At 71.1% G+C, this 15,939-nt stretch carries 17 protein-coding genes; 9 read left to right on the forward strand and 8 right to left on the reverse strand.

The window, feature by feature from the left end:
• Nucleotides 1–22: 22 nt before the first annotated feature.
• The gene (locus tag ACIPYW_RS02120; protein ID WP_400410343.1) at nucleotides 23–982 is read right to left on the reverse strand and encodes a helix-turn-helix domain-containing protein; all 960 of its coding nucleotides are present in this window, start codon (nucleotides 980–982) and stop codon (nucleotides 23–25) included.
• A gap of 88 nt (nucleotides 983–1,070) precedes the next feature.
• On the opposite strand from ACIPYW_RS02120, the gene ACIPYW_RS02125 reads away from it, so the two are divergent.
• Nucleotides 1,071–1,424, forward strand: a complete 354-nt coding sequence (locus tag ACIPYW_RS02125) for a hypothetical protein (protein ID WP_400410345.1) — start codon at nucleotides 1,071–1,073, stop codon at nucleotides 1,422–1,424.
• 18 nt (nucleotides 1,425–1,442) lie between these two features.
• On the opposite strand, the gene ACIPYW_RS02130 is transcribed toward ACIPYW_RS02125, so the two are convergent.
• On the reverse strand, nucleotides 1,443–2,636 hold the full coding sequence (locus ACIPYW_RS02130) for an FAD-dependent monooxygenase (RefSeq protein ID WP_400410347.1): 1,194 nt from the start codon (nucleotides 2,634–2,636) through the stop codon (nucleotides 1,443–1,445).
• A 91-nt stretch (nucleotides 2,637–2,727) separates the two neighbouring features.
• Between ACIPYW_RS02130 and ACIPYW_RS02135 the strand changes: the two genes are divergently transcribed.
• The gene (locus ACIPYW_RS02135; protein WP_290132655.1) at nucleotides 2,728–3,219 is read left to right on the forward strand and encodes a MarR family winged helix-turn-helix transcriptional regulator; all 492 of its coding nucleotides are present in this window, start codon (nucleotides 2,728–2,730) and stop codon (nucleotides 3,217–3,219) included.
• Nucleotides 3,220–3,230: 11 nt separating this feature from the next.
• Here ACIPYW_RS02135 and ACIPYW_RS02140 read toward each other — a convergent pair whose 3' ends face one another.
• Complete coding sequence (locus ACIPYW_RS02140; RefSeq protein ID WP_400410349.1) at nucleotides 3,231–4,124, reverse strand: NmrA family NAD(P)-binding protein; 894 nt, start codon at nucleotides 4,122–4,124, stop codon at nucleotides 3,231–3,233.
• Between the two features lie 27 nt (nucleotides 4,125–4,151).
• A complete protein-coding gene (locus ACIPYW_RS02145; protein WP_400410351.1) occupies nucleotides 4,152–5,123 on the reverse strand; it encodes a helix-turn-helix domain-containing protein in 972 nt (323 codons plus the stop codon).
• Nucleotides 5,124–5,245: 122 nt separating this feature from the next.
• Between ACIPYW_RS02145 and ACIPYW_RS02150 the strand changes: the two genes are divergently transcribed.
• Together ACIPYW_RS02150 and ACIPYW_RS02155 are read left to right on the forward strand one after the other, a co-directional pair.
• A complete protein-coding gene (locus ACIPYW_RS02150; RefSeq protein WP_290132658.1) occupies nucleotides 5,246–5,692 on the forward strand; it encodes a MarR family winged helix-turn-helix transcriptional regulator in 447 nt (148 codons plus the stop codon).
• A gap of 163 nt (nucleotides 5,693–5,855) precedes the next feature.
• Nucleotides 5,856–6,011 carry a hypothetical protein gene (locus tag ACIPYW_RS02155; protein WP_290132659.1) on the forward strand — a complete coding sequence of 52 codons (156 nt, stop codon included), beginning with the start codon at nucleotides 5,856–5,858 and terminating at the stop codon, nucleotides 6,009–6,011.
• Nucleotides 6,012–6,093: 82 nt separating this feature from the next.
• On the opposite strand, the gene ACIPYW_RS02160 is transcribed toward ACIPYW_RS02155, so the two are convergent.
• From ACIPYW_RS02160 to ACIPYW_RS02175, 4 genes are all read right to left on the reverse strand, one after another.
• A complete protein-coding gene (locus ACIPYW_RS02160) occupies nucleotides 6,094–6,942 on the reverse strand; it encodes a carbohydrate ABC transporter permease (protein ID WP_290132660.1) in 849 nt (282 codons plus the stop codon).
• A complete protein-coding gene (locus ACIPYW_RS02165) occupies nucleotides 6,942–7,937 on the reverse strand; it encodes a carbohydrate ABC transporter permease (RefSeq protein WP_290132661.1) in 996 nt (331 codons plus the stop codon). The genes ACIPYW_RS02160 and ACIPYW_RS02165 overlap by 1 nt, the downstream gene beginning before the upstream one ends.
• Nucleotides 7,934–9,253: an ABC transporter substrate-binding protein gene (locus tag ACIPYW_RS02170; RefSeq protein ID WP_400410354.1), complete on the reverse strand. Its 1,320-nt coding sequence runs from the start codon at nucleotides 9,251–9,253 to the stop codon at nucleotides 7,934–7,936. The genes ACIPYW_RS02165 and ACIPYW_RS02170 overlap by 4 nt, the downstream gene beginning before the upstream one ends.
• A gap of 311 nt (nucleotides 9,254–9,564) precedes the next feature.
• A complete protein-coding gene (locus ACIPYW_RS02175) occupies nucleotides 9,565–10,572 on the reverse strand; it encodes a LacI family DNA-binding transcriptional regulator (protein WP_400412488.1) in 1,008 nt (335 codons plus the stop codon).
• A gap of 217 nt (nucleotides 10,573–10,789) precedes the next feature.
• Here ACIPYW_RS02175 and ACIPYW_RS02180 point away from each other — a divergent pair, with 217 nt between their 5' ends.
• Genes ACIPYW_RS02180 through ACIPYW_RS02200 form a run of 5 tightly spaced genes read left to right on the forward strand, consistent with a single transcriptional unit; the run spans nucleotide 10,790 to nucleotide 15,894 of the window.
• Nucleotides 10,790–12,022, forward strand: coding sequence for an extracellular solute-binding protein (locus ACIPYW_RS02180; RefSeq protein ID WP_400410355.1), 1,233 nt, complete (start codon nucleotides 10,790–10,792; stop codon nucleotides 12,020–12,022).
• Nucleotides 12,023–12,082: 60 nt separating this feature from the next.
• Nucleotides 12,083–13,054, forward strand: a complete 972-nt coding sequence (locus tag ACIPYW_RS02185) for a carbohydrate ABC transporter permease (RefSeq protein WP_400410357.1) — start codon at nucleotides 12,083–12,085, stop codon at nucleotides 13,052–13,054.
• Nucleotides 13,051–13,941 (forward strand): carbohydrate ABC transporter permease, encoded by an 891-nt coding sequence (locus ACIPYW_RS02190; protein WP_400410359.1) that lies wholly within the window; start codon nucleotides 13,051–13,053, stop codon nucleotides 13,939–13,941. The genes ACIPYW_RS02185 and ACIPYW_RS02190 overlap by 4 nt, the downstream gene beginning before the upstream one ends.
• A 43-nt stretch (nucleotides 13,942–13,984) precedes the next feature.
• Entirely contained in the window at nucleotides 13,985–14,779 is a 795-nt protein-coding gene (locus ACIPYW_RS02195) for a ThuA domain-containing protein (RefSeq protein ID WP_400410361.1), read from the forward strand.
• Complete coding sequence (locus ACIPYW_RS02200) at nucleotides 14,776–15,894, forward strand: Gfo/Idh/MocA family protein (RefSeq protein ID WP_400410363.1); 1,119 nt, start codon at nucleotides 14,776–14,778, stop codon at nucleotides 15,892–15,894. Before ACIPYW_RS02195 ends, ACIPYW_RS02200 begins: the two co-directional genes overlap by 4 nt.
• The last annotated feature ends 45 nt before the right edge of the window (nucleotides 15,895–15,939 follow it).

Raw genomic sequence — 15,939 nt, forward strand, 5'->3', positions numbered from 1 at the left:
CAGGTCGCTCCGGCGCCGAGCGTCAGCGGGTCCGGCGCCGGAGGGTCTCGGACGGGAGCTCGCCGAACGTGTCCGCGTAGTACCCCGCGAACCGGCCCAGGTGCCCGAAGCCCCAGGTGCCCGCGATCGCAGCGACGGTGGTCTCGGCGGGGTCGCCCGCGACGAGCTGAGCCCGGACCCGGTGGAGCCGCACCTGCCGGAGGAACGCCATGGGACTCGTGCCCGTGTGCCGCTGGAACGTGGCCTGCAGGCTCCGCGCGTTGACGCCCGCGACCCGGCTGACGTCCGTGCTGGTGATCGGTCGGTGGGCGTTCGCCACCATCCACTCCTGCGCGAGCCGCATGGTGGCCGGCCCCTCGTGCAGCTCCAGGTCGAGCTGGGGCGTCACCTCGTACGCGTCGACCACCGCCTCGGCGACGAGCATGTTCACGGCGGCACGTCGACCGCGGGCGGTGTCGGCTCGCAGGAGCTCCGGTGCCGCCGAGGCGATGACGTCCCGCAGGTGGTCGAGTTCGCCGGGGTCGGCCGTCACCGAGAACCGGAGCGGACCCGGCACGGAGTGCCGCTGCGCCGCGGCCACCGACTCGAGGAACGGGGCGTCGAAGCGCACGGTGTGCAGGGTGGTCGGCGCCCCGTCGAAGGCCACGTCGCGACCGGACGGCCACATCACGGGGACGCCCGGCTCCATCACGATCGGATCGCGGCCGGCGGTGTCGACGGCGAGGCCCGGGCGGGTCGTCCAGGCGAGGACGTAGCTCGGCGCCTGCCCGATGGTCCCCCACCGCGGCGCATCGACCGAACTCGTCCCCACGACGACCTCGTCGTCACCGACCGCACGGAAGCGCCAGGTGAACCGTTCGTCACGCGACCGCCCGACGCTGATGTCCTCGCTCGAGTACACGCGCTCGTAGAACGCGACCGCCTCGTCGATGTCGAGTCCGTGGCGGTCGACGTGGATCAGGGGTTCGGCGTCCGTCGTCATGCACCGCTCATTCTGTCGGCACCGCCCGACACCCCGCTCCGACTGCGCACTCCGGACAATCCCGGCGCCGAGGAGTTGGCTCGGTCGGGTGAAGTACGTGGTGTACGGGGACAACAAGGTGATGACCGGCGACGCGATCGCGGACGCGGTGCTCGCGTACGCCGCGGCCCTCGGCGAGAACGGGACGACCGACATCGTCGAGATACCGACGGCGGACGACAGCGGCACCGCGGTGAACGCGGAGCTGCTGCTCGGACCGGCGTCGCAGGTCATGGTCGAGACCGCTCCCGACGACGAGCTCGAGCCGGAGGACGAGGACCTCGTCAACGAGCTCGTGCGGCGGACGGCGGCGGTCGGCGGCGGTCGGTTCGTGGACGCCGCGTCCTCGCACTCCGAGGAGCCCGAGGCCAAGCGCCTCCGGACCGACCCGCCGCGTGCCTGAGCCGTCGGGCCCGGGCCGTCACCCCTGAGCGGTCGTCCGCAGCGGCGGCAACGGCCGCTCGGTCTCGGCGACCCGCGTCAGCCGTGCCGTGACCGGTGCGAACACCGGAAGGGTGATCGCGCGGTCCACCACGTGCCGGAGCGCCAGCCCGAGGCGCGTCTGCGGGTAGGCGAACCGCACGATGCCCTTCGGGATGTCCTGCACGTCGGACACGAGCGGACGCATCCACTCGTCGAACGCCGTGGCGGCCGCGGCGGTGTCGTCGTGCGTGCTGAGCGACGCGGCGAGGACGTACCCGGAGGTCAGCGCGAGGGAGGCTCCCCCGCCGCCCATCGGCGTCACGCACCACGCGGCGTCCCCGACGAGCCACACCCTGCCGCGGGCCCAGCGCGGCATCCGGATCTGCGTGAGCTGGTCGACGTAGACGTCGTCGGAGGCGTCGAACCCGTCGAGTACGCGCTCGGTCTGCCACCCCGCACCTCGGTACCGCTCGCGCATCCGGGCCAGGGCCCCGTCGCGCGGGAGCGCAGCGAGGTCGTCGTCGTTCGTGCAGGCCAGGATCGCTCGGGTCGTGCCGTGGGGATCGGGCCGGAGGTGGACCTGCCGTCCCTCGACGGCGTTGTACCAGCGCCAGCGGTCGTCGTCCGACGGCTCGCGCGGGATCGTCCCGAAGACCATCGCGACGCCGAGGTCCCGCGCCTCGACCTCGTCGTCCGCGAACACGAGCGCCCGGGTGCTCGACCGGACGCCCTCGGCCACGACGAGCAGGTCGGCCACGAGCGCCGTCCCGGCGTCGGTGTGCACGGTGACCGACGCGCCGTCGTCCGTGACGTCGGCGATCGTCTCGCCGTACCGGATCGTGACGTCGGACGGCAGCGCGTCGAGGAGCACGTGCGCGAGGTCCCCACGGAGCACCTCGAGCTCCGCGGTCGCGCCGTCCCCGCCGCCGTCGGGCAACTCCGCCCGGACGGAGCCGTCGGCGTCCACGAGGACCGTGCCGGTCTCGGTGGTGTTGCGGGCGCGGACCGCCTCGACCAGGCCCATCCCGTCGAGGACCTCCTTCGCGACGCCGCGGACGTCGACGTTCTGCCCGCCGTCACGGAACGCGGGCGCTCGCTCGACGACGGTCACCCGCCACCCCGTCCGGGCGAGCCACCAGGCGGCGGAGAGGCCTGCGATGCTGGCCCCGGAGACGAGTGCGTGCTGCTGCATGTGCTTCCCTGTTCGTCGGAGCGCGGATCGTCTGCGCTGATCGTCTACGGTGATCGCTTTACAGTAAAGCGATCACCGCCTGGAGGTGCCTGTGTCCCCGCTCGACCCGCTGTCCGTCGACTGGTCCGACGACGAGGTCGGCGCCATGCACGCGCTCCGCGACTGGGCCGTCGCGTTCGAGGAGCTGAACCGGCACCTCGCGACGTGGACGGGGCTGCCGGGATCGGACGCGAACGCCCTCGGACAGGTGGTCTGGGCCGAGCAGGGCGGACACCCGCTCTCCCCTGCCGAACTCGCCCGCCGGATCGGCATGACGACCGGGGCGACGTCGATCCTCGTCGACCGGCTCGTCGCCGCCGGGCACGTCGGTCGTCACCGCGAGGGGTCGGACCGTCGCCGGGTGACCCTCCGCCCGACCGAGCACGCCCGCGAGGAGACCCGGCGGTTCCTGGCCGCGGCGGGCGCGGAGTTCGCCGCGACCGTCCGCGACACCGACGCCGCCGAGCTCCGCACCGTCCGTGCGTTCCTCGTCCGGATGACTGCCGCGGCGAGCGCGGCGAACCAGCGGCTCGCCGGTCGCTGACCGACCCGGCGTCAGACCCCGAGGTGCTCCGCGAGGACGTCCTCGACGCTCGTCCAGCGCTCCGGCCGGTACCGCTCGCCGCCGAGGTTGCGGAGCTCGCCCTCGCCGCTGAACATCGTGACGAAGTACTGCATGCCCTGCCACGCGGGGAACGGCTCGTCGTCGTCACGGGACAGCCGCCGCCCGACCCTCGCCATCGCGGACAGCGACCCCGTCGTCCCCGCCCAGAGCACGCGGTGGCGGAGTCCGGTGAGCCGGGACATCGTGTCCGCGAGGCTCCGCGAGGTCACCCGGTCCCCCGCGACCTCGACGAACCGCGGCGCATCGGGGTCGAGGGCGACCCGGGCGACCACGTGCGCGACGTCGTCCTTCGTGGTGAAGTCCAGCGGCTGGTCGGCGCTCGACCACGCCAGAACCCGCCGTCGGTCGAACAGGACCAGCGGCGCCTGCCCGGTGAGCATGTCCGCGAACGCCCCGTTCAGCACCGAGGTCGCCCGGATCGGCGCGGCGTCGAGGACCGCGGCGAACTCGCGTCGGAGCTCGAAGTTCCGGTTCGTGCCCGGCGTGACGCTCCGGTAGTCGGCGGAGTAGTCCGACGGCACGAACCGCGGCACGCCGGCCTCGACCGCGGCGTCGAGCAGGGCGCGCTGCGCGTCCACGACGACCTTCCGGGTGCCGCTCAGCACGGACACGACGACGTCGACGCCGCGCAGGGCCTCGACGAGCGCGGCGTGGTCGGCGTAGTCGGCGGTGACGACCTCGACGCGCTCGTCGGCGGGTACACGGTCGGCGGCCGCTCCGCCGCGGGTGAGGGCGCGGACGCGGACGTCGAGGCCCATGAGCTCGCGGACGATGCGGCGGCCGAGGTCGCCCGTGGCGCCGGCGACGAGCACGGTGGTGGTCATGCAGCGAACGCTACGGGACGCCTCCGATCAGCGCCGCAGCGTCTGCTTCGGGTACTCGCCGAACCGCTCCGCGTACGACGCCGAGAACCGACCGAGGTGCGCGAAGCCCCACCGCCGGGCGACGTCGCCGACCGCTCCGACCTGCGGATCGAGCGCGAGGAGTTCCTCGTGCACGCGGTCGAGCCGGACCTGGCGGAGGTACGTCAGTGGGGAGACGTCGAACACCCGACGGAAGGACTCCTGCACCGACCGCACGCTGAGCCCGGCGACCGCCGACAGCTCGGCCACGGTGACGTCCTCGGCGGCGTGCGCGTGGATGTGCTCGACCGCGGCACGGAGCCGGGCGTTCTTCGGCAGCCCGAGGACGGCGGGCAGCCGGTCGAGGTGCGGCGGGAACATCTCGAGGAAGACCCGGGCTGCGGACTCCTTCGCGGTGCGCCAGGCGTCACTGTCGGGTCCGGCGGCCCGCAACGCCCGGGTGAGCCCGGTGATCGCGACACGCCAGGACCGGACGGCCTCGGGCACCGGCTCGGCGAGGTGGTCGAACCGCAGTGGCCGGTCGCCGAGGTCGAGGTGCTGGGCCGCCACCCGCTCGACGAACGCCCGGTCGAAGTGCACCAGACGCTGGTCGTAGTCGGACGCGGCGAACGTGTAGGTCTTGTCGGTCGGGTACAGCACCGGCACGTCCGGACGCATCTCGACGGCGTCACCGGCGAGGTCGAGCTCGGTGCGGCCCTCCGTGAGCCACCCCACGACGTACTCGTCCGACGGCACCATCGGCCCGCGGATCGCGCCGGTCAACTGCGAGCGCCGGACGGAGACCTCGGAGTCGCCGACCACGGTGTACCGGTACGAGAACCCGCGTTCACCACCACGCGCGACCCAGGCATCACCGCCGTAGACGCCACCGAGGTCGCGGACGGCCGCGGCCGGCTCGTCCCCGGCGAGCTCGAACCGCACGGCCTCGACGGGCTGGTCCTCGAGGAACGCCTCGCTCACCGGGTCACCCCCGGGACACGATCTGTCCCGGATGCGCACCGACTCGCGCTATCCGGATACGGTGGTCGAGTGACCGCAGCGTACAGTTGCGCGGAGTCGATCCGCAGTGAGGGGGTCTCCGCATGAGCGACCTCGACCTGCTCGGCGCGCTCACCCGCCTCGAGGGCGCGGTGGCCGCGCTCCGCGCACGACTGCGCGAGCGACTCGAGGTCTCGCAGGGCGACCTCACGGTGATCCAGTTCGTGGCCCGCGCCGAGACCGCGGAGCGGACGGTCCGGGTCAAGGACCTCGCGACGCACCTCGGCCTGACCGGACCGGCGGTCACGGGACTCGTCGATCGCCTGGAGCGCTCCGGTCACCTGTGCCGGGTCCCCAACCCGGACGACGGACGCAGTCGCCGCATCGAACTGACCGAGGCCACACGCGGGGCGTACGCCGCTGCGATGGACGGCACGAACCAGCACCTGCACGACCTCATGGCCTCCTTCTCGGAACGGGAGCGCGCCAGGTTCGTGCGGATCGTCGACCGCGTCGTCGCGGCGATCGACCTCGGGTCCCCGGGCGCCTGACGGCAGAGTACGGGCGTCTGCAGACACTCCCAGACCGTTTGTCCAGCATACGCAACAAGGTAACTTTGCTACCTAGTTGACCGGTCGGCCACCGTCACGGGCACGTACCGTCGGCACGGTCGGGGCGACCGCCTCGGCACCGCCGACGATCGAGGAGCTCCCCATGGGCGCGTACGAGACCGAGCCCGGCATCGAACCGGTGCGCATCGAGACGATCCGCGGCATGCGTCGTCGCTGGAAGCACGGCGAACTCCGCGAGGCGCCGTCGACCCCGGACGACTTCTTCCGCGACACGGCGCGCGACGCGCGTCGCCGCTGACCAGCGGCACCAACTGACGGACTGGAGGCCCGGGTCGGATCCGACCCGGGCCTCCAGTCCGTCAGGTGGTCGCCCCGCGACCTCAGCCCTTCACCGCGCCGGAGGTGAGGCCGGACACGATCGATCGCCGGAACACCAGGACGAGGATGACGATCGGCACGGTGGCCGCGACGCTCGCCGCGAAGATCTGCGCGAACGGCACGGTGAACTGCGTGCCGAACAGCGCGATCCCGACCGGGATGGTCCGGAACGAGTTCTCGCTGTTGAACGTCAGCGCCATGAGGAACTCGCTCCACGACGCCGTGAAGGTGAAGACCCCGACCGTGAACAACCCGGGCTTCGCCATCGGCAGGATCACGCTGAGCACGGTGCGCCAGGCGCCCGCCCCGTCGATCTCGGAGGCCTCCTCGATCGTGGAGGGGATGCCCTGCAGGTAGTTCCGCATGATCCAGATGGCGAACGGCAGGTTGAACGCCACGTACGGCACGATGAGCCCCGGGTAGGAGTTGAGCAGGCCGAGGTTCCGCTCGAGCAGGTAGAGCGGCGTGAGGACCGCGATCGCCGGGAACACCGACAGCATGAGCAGGGACGTCATGATCGCGGTGCGACCCTTGATCCACCGGCCGGCGAGCGCGTAGCCGGCGAGGAACGACAGCGCGAGCACGATCACGGTCGTCGACACCGACACGATGACGCTGTTCACCATGTACTGTCCGAGGGCGTTGTCGCGGAACGCCACCACGAAGTTGTCGAACGTGATCGACTGCGGGAACGCGGTCGGCGGGTTCCGGGAGATCTCGGACGCGGGCTTGAGCGCCGTCGTGACGAGCCAGTACAGCGGCAGCGCGGTGAGCACCGCGATGACGACACCGCTGACGTTGACGGTGTTGACCCACTTGCGCCAGCCCTTGCGGACACGTGTGCGGGGCATCAGTCCCCTCCCTTCGCCTGGTTCCGGAAGGCCCGGAGGAACAGCAGACAGCCCGCCGCGACGATGACCGCCGTACTCGTGGCGATCGCGGCGCCGGGGCCGATGTTGATGTCCTGGAAGAGCACCTTGTAGCCCATGATCGCGAGGGACTGCGTGGCGGTGCCCGGTCCGCCGTTCGTCAGCACGAACGGCAGGTCGAAGACGCCGAACGCCTGCAGGATGCGGAAGAGGACGGCGATCGTCAGCGTCGGGGTGAGCTGCGGGAGCACCACGCGCCAGAACGTCTGCCACGTGTTCGCGCCGTCGAGCTCGGCGGCCTCGTAGTGGTCCTCCGAGATCTGCACGAGGCCCGCGAGCAGGATGATCGCCACGAACGGTGTCGTCTTCCAGATGTCCGCGACCATGAGGCCCGTGATCGCGGGGACCGGTTCGCCGAGGATCACCGGGGCGTCCCCGAACAGCCCGAAGAACCACGTCGCGACGCCGTAGGTGGAGTCGTAGACGTACTTCCAGAGCTGCGCGTTCACGATCGTGACGAGCGACCACGGGATCAGCATGAGCGCGAGCATCCAGCCGCGGGTCGCCCCGAGCCGTTCGAGCACGAGGGCCACGAGCATGCCGAGGACGAGCTCCACGAAGACCGTCACGACCGTGTAGAGCACCGTGAACCCGAGCGCCCGGTACCAGTCGGCGCTCTGGAGCAGGGCCGCGTAGTTGCCGAGCCCGAAGGACTGGATCGAGAAGCCCTCGTAGCCGACCTCGACGTCCGCGAAGCTCAGGACGATCGAGTACACCACCGGGAAGATCGTGACCGCGGCGACGACCAGGAGCGCCGGCGCCGCGAAGCCCCACGCGCCCCGCGCGCGCACACGCTCCATGCGTGACCGCGCGCTCGTCGGGCGGTACCCGTCACGACGACCCGTGCCTCCAGGCCGGAGCGCCGGACCGCCGGCCGGTCCGCGGGAGCCGCCCCGCGTCGCGGTGCCGGCGCTCACAGCGCCTCACCGGCCAGGGCGAGCGAGATGGCCGAGGCCATCGAGCGCGTGCCGCCGTCGACGGACGCCTGGCCGCCGAGGATGCTGTTGCCGTTCTGGTAGACGCCCTGCGAGACCTTCGGGTAGTACGCCGTCGAGGTCGGGCGGGGCACCAGCGTGATGCCCGCGGCGGTGTCGTAGGTCGGACGGTTCTGCCGCTTCGCGTCCTGGCTCGTGAGGGACGCCGACCGGGCCGGGAGCACGCCGCCCTCACGGGTGAGGAACTGCTGCGCGGTCTCGCTCGACATCCACTCCGCGAACGTCAGTGCCGCGGCGGGCTGCTGCGTGTGCGGGTTGATGTAGTTCCCCCACCCGCCGATCGTCGAGTGGTGCTCGTCCTGTCCGTCGAACGTCGGGCGTGCGGCGAGCCCGACCTTGCCCGCGACGGCGGAGTCCGGGCCGTTCGCGATGCCCCACGCGTACGACCAGTTTCGGAGGAACGCCGCGCGGCCACCCGAGAAGGCGTCGTTCGTGTCCTGTTCCTGGTACGTCAGGGTCGCCCGGGGGCTGGCGCCGTCGGTGATGAGCGAGCGCATGAACTCGAACGCGCGCTTCGTCTCCGAGCTGGTCGTCTCCGGCTTCGACAGGTCGTCGTTCAGCAACGAGCCGCCGGCGTCCGCGACGAACTCGGTGACGTTGCACGTGAGGCCCTCGTAGACGTCGCCCTGGAACGCGAACCCGTAGCTGACGTCGCCGGTGTCGACGAGCTTCGCGGCGGTCTCGCGGACTTCCTCCCACGAGCGCGGGACCTGGAAGCCGTGCTTGTCGAGGAGGTCCTTGCGGTACAGGAAGAACGACTCGTCGATGTAGAGGGGGAACATGTAGTACGTGCCGTCGACGCTCGCCGCGGCACGGAGGCCCTCGGGGAACTGGTCGAAGAAGTCCTCCCCGACGAGCCGGTTCACCGGGGTCGCGAGCTTGTTCTTCGAGAACTGCCCGGGCCACGCGACGTCCCCGAGGTACACGTCCGGCGTCGGGCTGCCCGCAGCGATCTGGGTCGTGAGGCTCGTCCGGTTCGTGTCGGTGTCGCTCGGCGCGCTGACGATCCGGACCCGGATGTTCGGGTGCTCCTTCTGGAACTCCGCGATGAGGCGTCGCCGGAGGTCCCCGCCGTCCTTCGAGGCCACCTGCCCGGCCCACCAGCTGATCGTGACGTCGCCCTCGGGCGGGTCGGTGGGCCACTCCTCGACGGTGGTCCGCTCGGGTCGGGTGGAGCACCCGGCGAGGAGCAGCGCCCCCGCTCCCCCGAGCAGGAACAGTCTGCGGTCGATCGCCATCGCGTCCTCCTCGACGGGTGGTGGTGCTCGTGGTGCTGCCGAACCTGTGCATCCACTCAACCAACGGACGCTGGGAGCGCGCGCAGCGCGCCAGGGTCGTGTGCTCGTCACGCGAAACTCGGGCTGAGCGACAGTCTCCGCGCTCCCGGGCGCGAGAACTGTCGCTCAGCACGAGACTCGCGTCGCCGAGCAGCGGACGGGAGGCACGGCGCGGTCCCGACCCGACCTCCCTCGCAGGCCCGGTCGGCGCGCCCCGCGCAACGCTCCGCGTCGCCGCTGAGCGGGGCGCGCCAGGCCGGCGGGTGGGCGCGTCAGCGCCGCGCGGGCGCGGTGGACTCCGCGGTGCGGAGCGTGCAGGGCAGCAGGAAGTGCGGCAGGTCCGCCGAGGTGCCGTCGAGCTGGTCGATGAGGGCGTCGGCGGCGCGGGTGCCGAGCTCGCGACCCGGCGCGAGCATGGTCGACAGACGCGGGTAGTGCTGGTCGGCGTTCGCCGCGGAGGACGCGATGCTCAGCACCGAGACGTCCTCCGGGACGCGGCGGCCGGCGTCGAAGAGCCCGACGAGCAGTCCGCCGGCGCTGTCGTCCTTCATCAGGAGCACCGCGGTGCAGTCCGGGTCGGCCGAGAGGAGTTCACCCACGGCCGCACGGCCGCCCTCGCTGCCGGACCCGGCGTAGACGACGGTCCCGGTGAGTCCGCGGTCGGCGATCATCGCCCGGAACGTGGACTCGGCGCGGAGGTGCGGGGCGTACCCGGCCATCGGCGTGCCCTCGAGGTTCTCCAGGACGATGCCGAAGCGGCGGTGCCCGAGCGACTCGAGGTGGCCGATGCTGTCCACGATCGTCGTCTCGAAGTCGATGTCGACGAACGGCAGGCCCGTGCTGTCCCGGGTTCGGCCGATGAGCGTGAACGGGACGTCGAGGTCGGTGAGGACAGCCACGCGCGGGTCGTCCATCCGCACCTCCATGAGGATCACGCCGTCGACGAGCCCACCGGACACGAGGTCGTCGAGGTCGTCCCCCGCGGGGTCGACCGGCCACAGCACGAGGTGGTACCCGCGCTCGGAGGCACGCTCGGCCGCGCTCATGAAGAACTCCGAGGTCGTCGGGCTGAACCGGTTGCCCGTGGTCGGGAAGAGCAGCGCGATGATGCGGGTCCGGCGGCTCGCGAGCGCGCGGGCGACGACGTTGCCGCGGAACTTCAGCTCGCGCATCGCGGTCCGGACACGGGCGGTCGTCGCGGGGGTGACGTACTTCGTGCCGTTCACGACGAACGACACCGTGGCGATCGAGACCCCGGCGCGGTCGGCGACCTGCTGCATCGTTGCCACTGCCACTCCCGCTCGGTCCGGTCCCGCTCGTCCCGGAACCGCTCGTTCCGGACTCGCTCAGCATAGCTCCCAGGTTTCGAAAAAAGCGCTTTACGAGTGAAGCGCTTATCTGTTAGCGTCTCGCCCCAAGGAACGCAGGGACGACGACGTCAGCGAGTCGTGGTCGTGCTCCCGAAGTCCATGACTCCACCAAGAGAAGAGCTGTGCAATGAAGCAGAAGTTCCCCTCGTCGCCCCGCCGGATGCGTGCCCTTCTCGGCGCGGCGGCGGTCCTCGTGACGGTCCCCCTGGTGCTCACCGGCTGCTCCGGCTCCGGGTCCGCCTCCTCCGGCGGGAGCAAGGCCCTCGCCATCGAGGACTACTACGACGCGAGCTACAACCCCGTCTACAAGCAGTGCGCGAAGGACGTCGGCGCCACCGTCACCATCAACCACGTCGCCGGTGCCGGCCTGATCTCGAAGGTGCTGCAGCAGGCGTCGTCGAAGACCCTCCCCGACGTGCTCATGCTCGACAACCCGGACGTGCAGCAGATCGCATCGTCGGGAGCCCTCTCCGACCTCAGCGCCTACGGCCTCAGCGCCTCCGGCGACGTCCCCGGCGTCAAGGCCGCGAGCACCTACAAGGGCAAGCTCTACGGCGTGCAGTCGAACACGAACTCGATCGCGCTGTACTACAACAAGAAGCTGCTCTCCGAGGCCGGTGTCCAGCCACCGAAGACGTGGGACGAGCTCAAGGCCGCCGCGAAGAAGCTCACCAAGGGGTCGACCTACGGCTTCGCGATGAGCAACATCAACACCTACGAGGGCACCTGGCAGTTCCTGCCGTTCTTCTGGTCGAACGGCGGTGACGAGAAGGACATCGCGACGCCGCAGGCAGCGCAGGCCCTGCAGTTCGTCGAGGACCTGCAGAACGACGGCTCGATGTCGAAGAGCTCGATCAACTGGGCCCAGGCCGACGTCAACAACCAGTTCCTCGCCGGCAAGGCCGCGATGATGATCAACGGCCCGTGGCAGCTCCCGGCGCTCAACGCCAAGAAGGGCCTCGAGTTCGACAGCGTCCCGATCCCGACCCGCACCGGTGACGCTCCCGTCGCCCCGCTCGGCGGCGAGGCGTTCACCGTCCCGCAGACCGGCGACAAGGCGAAGATGCAGCTCGCCGGCAAGTTCGTCGGCTGCCTCCACTCCGTGAAGGGCCAGGAGGCCCTCGCGAAGCTCAGTGGCAACGTCCCGACGAACCTCGAGGCCGGCGCGAAGTGGGCCGAGAGCCACCCGCAGGTCGCCTCGTTCGTCACCACGGTCAAGACCGCCCGTGCCCGCACCGGTGAGCTCGGCCCCGACTGGCCCAAGGCCGCGACGAAGATCTACACCGCCGTCCAGCTCGCCCTCACCGGCAAGGCCAGCCCCGAGGCAGCGCTCGAGCAGGCGCAGTCCCAGAACCAGTAGTGCACGAGGGAGCCGGCCGGACCGGTCGGCTCCCTCCCCCACTCCAGGAGAGGAACCCGCATGAGCGCCTCGACGCAGGCACCCGCACGCACTCCGTCCCGCCCGGCGACACGGACCACCGTCGCCCCGCCCGTCCGCCCCGGTCAGCGCCGCGCGCGCCTCCGGACCGGCATCACCCGCTGGCTGTTCGTCATCCCGGCCGCGCTCTTCGTCGCGGTGTTCTTCGGCTACCCGGTCGTCAAGAACATCCTGATGTCGTTCCAGGACTACACGACCGCCACGTTCTTCACCGGCGAGGCCCCCTGGGTGGGACTCGCGAACTACGTCTCCGTGTTCTCCAGCTCGGTCTTCACGACGAGCGTGGTGAACACGGCGCTCTTCACGGCCGGTTCGATCGTCCTGCAGTTCGTGATCGGCCTCGGGCTCGCCCTGTTCTTCCGCCGGCACTTCCCGCTGTCCGGCTTCCTGCGCGGGCTGCTCCTCCTGCCCTGGCTGCTCCCCCTCATCGCCTCGAGCGCGGTGTGGAAGTGGCTGCTCGACCAGGACAGCGGCGCGCTCAACCAGCTGCTCGGTCTCGTCGGGATCGCGCCGGTGCCGTGGCTGGTCAGCCCGAGCCTCGCACTCATCGCCGTGATCGGCGTCAACGTGTGGCTCGGCATCCCGTTCAACACGACGATCCTCTACAGCGGCCTGCAGTCGGTGCCGCCGGAGCTCTACGAAGCCGGAGCGCTCGACGGCGCGACCGGGTTCAAGGCGTTCTGGTACATCACGTGGCCGAGCATCCGGAGCGTGGTGAGCATCGTCATCGTCCTCGGGGTGGTCTACACGCTCAAGGTCGTGGACATCATCCTCGGCCTGACCGGCGGCGGACCCGCGAACTCGACGCAGACCCTCGCCACGAACGCCTACCACCAGTCGTTCGTCAACTTCCAGTTCGGCATCGGAGCCGCGGTGAGCAACGTCCTCATCGTCGTCTCGTTCGTCTTCGCGATGGTCTACATCGCGATCTCCCGGAAGGCGGTCGACGAATGAGCGTCGGACTCGCGAACCAGACCGTCACCGCGACCCGAGCCCTCACCACGAGGCGCACGGCACGACTCCCCCGGCCGAAGCGCGGCGTCAAGGGCATCCCGCTCACGATCCTCGGCATCGTGTTCCTCGCGATCATGGTGTTCCCCGTCTACTGGATGGTGAACACCAGCCTGCAGGCGACGTCCGGAGCCGCGACCGCCACCTGGTTCCCGTGGTCCCCGACGTTCGCCGGCTACGAGGCCGCGCTCCAGCAGCAGGGGCAGAACTTCCTGTCGAGCATGATCATCGGCCTCGGCACGGTCGTGCTCACCCTCGCGGTCGCGACCCCCGCCGCGTACGGACTCGCCCGGTTCCGGATGCGCGGCACGCGGGTGTTCCTGCTCGTGCTGCTCATCACGCAGATGATCCCGGCGATCGTCATCGCGAACGCGCTCTACACGCTGTTCAACAACATCGGTCTGCTCAACAGCTACGTCGGGCTCATCCTCGCGGACAGCGCCGTCCAGGTCCCGTTCGCCGTGCTGCTCATGCGGGCGTTCATGGAGTCGATCCCGCCGAGCCTCGTCGAGGCGGCGCTCGTCGACGGCGCGAACGACTTCCGTGCGTTCGTGTCGATCGTCCTGCCGATCAGCCGCAACGCGATCGTCACCGCGGCGCTCTTCACCTTCCTCGGGGCCTGGGGCGACTTCCTCATCGCGCTGACCCTGACCTCCACACCGGCCGTGCGCCCGATCACGCTCGGCATCTACAACTACATCGGCTCGAACGTCACCGACTGGGGGCCCGTCATGGCCACCTCCGTCCTGGCGTCGCTGCCCGCCGCCGTGCTGCTCATCGTCGCGCAGCGGTACATCTCCGCGGGTGCCCTCGGTGGCGCCGTCAAGTGACGGCCGGCACGAGCTCCCCGAACCCAGCCCAGAAAGGCACACCATGACCTCCACTCCCTTGCGCATCACCGTGTGGGGCGAGAACGTCCACGAGCAGGTCGAGCAGCACGTCGCCGAGCGGTACCCCGACGGCATGCACGGCGCGATCGCGGACGGCATCCGCGAGAACCTGCCGGACGCCGTCGTCCGGACCGCGACGATGCAGGAGCCCGAGCACGGCCTCACCGACGAGGTCCTCGCCGAGACCGACGTCCTCACCTGGTGGGGCCACGCCGCGCACGCCGACGTCGACGACGCCGTGGTCGAGCGGGTCCACAAGCACGTCCTGTCCGGCATGGGCCTCGTCGTCCTGCACTCCGGCCACTGGTCGAAGATCTTCGGCAAGCTCATGGGCACCACGTGCACGCTCCGGTGGCGCAGCGAGCACGACCAGGAACTCGTCTGGACCGTGAACCCGCAGCACCCCATCACCCGCGGCGTCCCCAACCCGATCGTCATCCCCGAGCAGGAGATGTACGGCGAGTACTTCGACGTCCCCACCCCGGACGAGCTCGTCTTCATCTCCGGGTTCACCGGCGGCGAGGTCTTCCGGAGCGGCATGACCTACCGCCGCGGCGCCGGGAAGATCTTCTACTTCTCCCCCGGCGACCAGGACTTCCCCGTGTACCACCACAAGGACGTCCGCCGCGTGATCGCGAACGCCGCCGAGTGGGCCCGACCGGAGCGGGAGCGCGAGCTTCCCACGCTCCGCCGGTACGACCTCGGCGAGTACTTCGACGGGCAGCACTACCGCGGCCCGTTCGACGACGCTCCCGTCGACGAGGAGGTGCCGGCGTGACCGCCCCCTTGCGTGTCGTCCAGGTCGGCGCCGGTGGCATGGGCCGTGCCTGGCTCAAGACCGCCGCAGCGGACCCGGACGTCGAGCTCGTCGGCATCGTCGACCTCGACCTCGACGCCGCGCGGGCCGGCGCCGGCGTCGCGGGCGACCCGACGATCCCCGTCGGCACCGACCTCAGCGCGCTCATCGCCGAGACGGGTGCGGAGGCGGTGCTCGACATCACCGTCCCCGTCGCACACCACCCGGTGACGCTCGAGGCGCTCCGGGCCGGCCTGCCCGTGCTCGGCGAGAAGCCCGCCGCGCAGACGGTCGCGGAGGCCCTCGCCCTCGCGGCCGCCGCCGAGGCCACCGGCAAGCTGTTCATGGTGTCGCAGTCCCGCCGCTACAACGACCAGCTCGTGGCGTTCCGGCAGCACGTCCGGGGGCTCGGGGCCATCGGCGGCCTCGACACCCGGTTCGCGAAGGCCCCGCACTTCGGGGGCTTCCGCGAGGAGATGGACGACGTGCTCCTCCTCGACATGGCGATCCACGCGTTCGACTCGGCCCGGTACGTGCTCGAGCGCGACCCGGTGTCGGTCTACTGCGAGTCGTGGAACCCGTCGTGGTCCTGGTACCGCGGGGACGCCGCCGCGGCCGCCGTCTTCACCTTCGAGGACGACGTCCGGTACGTGTACGACGGCTCGTGGTGCGCACCGGGTGCCGAGACCTCGTGGAACGGCGACTGGCGGGCCTCCGGCGCGGCGGGCACCGCCCTCTGGGACGGCGACCACGACCCGTGGAGCGACCTCGACGGCACGCCGGGCACACCCGCGGCGGCCCCGAGCGTCGGCAACGAGATCGCCGGCTCGCTCGCGTCCTTCGTGCGGGCGGTCCGTACCGGCGAGGTCCCGGACGGCGAGGTGCACGGCAACGTGATGAGCCTCACCATGGTCGACGCGGCGATCGCCTCGGCCCGGTCGGGACGGCGCATCGTCATCGACGAGGTGCTCGAGCAGGCGCACGCCACGGCGATCGAGCACGAGCAGGACCCCGCGATCCGCGAGCGGCTCACCGCGTGGGGGTCCGTCCGCGGCGCGTTGTCGACGGGGTCACCCGACGCAGCCGCCCTCGGCTGAGCGCAGCCACGGGACGGACGGGAGGCCCGGTGCCAGCTGGCACCG

This window comes from Curtobacterium sp. NPDC089689, assembly GCF_044749145.1.
In the GTDB taxonomy this organism is placed as follows: domain Bacteria; phylum Actinomycetota; class Actinomycetes; order Actinomycetales; family Microbacteriaceae; genus Curtobacterium.

Bases quoted from the DNA above. Each gene is read 5' to 3' on its own strand.
- ACIPYW_RS02180 (WP_400410355.1), top strand. From the start codon at position 10,790: ATGAAGCAGAAGTTCCCCTCGTCGCCCCGCCGGATGCGTGCCCTTCTC.
- ACIPYW_RS02140 (WP_400410349.1), bottom strand. From the start codon at position 4,124: ATGACCACCACCGTGCTCGTCGCCGGCGCCACGGGCGACCTCGGCCGC.
- ACIPYW_RS02175 (WP_400412488.1), bottom strand. From the start codon at position 10,572: ATGCAGCAGGTCGCCGACCGCGCCGGGGTCTCGATCGCCACGGTGTCG.
- ACIPYW_RS02120 (WP_400410343.1), bottom strand. From the start codon at position 982: ATGACGACGGACGCCGAACCCCTGATCCACGTCGACCGCCACGGACTC.
- ACIPYW_RS02170 (WP_400410354.1), bottom strand. From the start codon at position 9,253: ATGGCGATCGACCGCAGACTGTTCCTGCTCGGGGGAGCGGGGGCGCTG.
- ACIPYW_RS02195 (WP_400410361.1), top strand. From the start codon at position 13,985: ATGACCTCCACTCCCTTGCGCATCACCGTGTGGGGCGAGAACGTCCAC.
- ACIPYW_RS02150 (WP_290132658.1), top strand. From the start codon at position 5,246: ATGAGCGACCTCGACCTGCTCGGCGCGCTCACCCGCCTCGAGGGCGCG.
- ACIPYW_RS02155 (WP_290132659.1), top strand. From the start codon at position 5,856: ATGGGCGCGTACGAGACCGAGCCCGGCATCGAACCGGTGCGCATCGAG.
- ACIPYW_RS02130 (WP_400410347.1), bottom strand. From the start codon at position 2,636: ATGCAGCAGCACGCACTCGTCTCCGGGGCCAGCATCGCAGGCCTCTCC.
- ACIPYW_RS02190 (WP_400410359.1), top strand. From the start codon at position 13,051: ATGAGCGTCGGACTCGCGAACCAGACCGTCACCGCGACCCGAGCCCTC.
- ACIPYW_RS02185 (WP_400410357.1), top strand. From the start codon at position 12,083: ATGAGCGCCTCGACGCAGGCACCCGCACGCACTCCGTCCCGCCCGGCG.
- ACIPYW_RS02160 (WP_290132660.1), bottom strand. From the start codon at position 6,942: ATGCCCCGCACACGTGTCCGCAAGGGCTGGCGCAAGTGGGTCAACACC.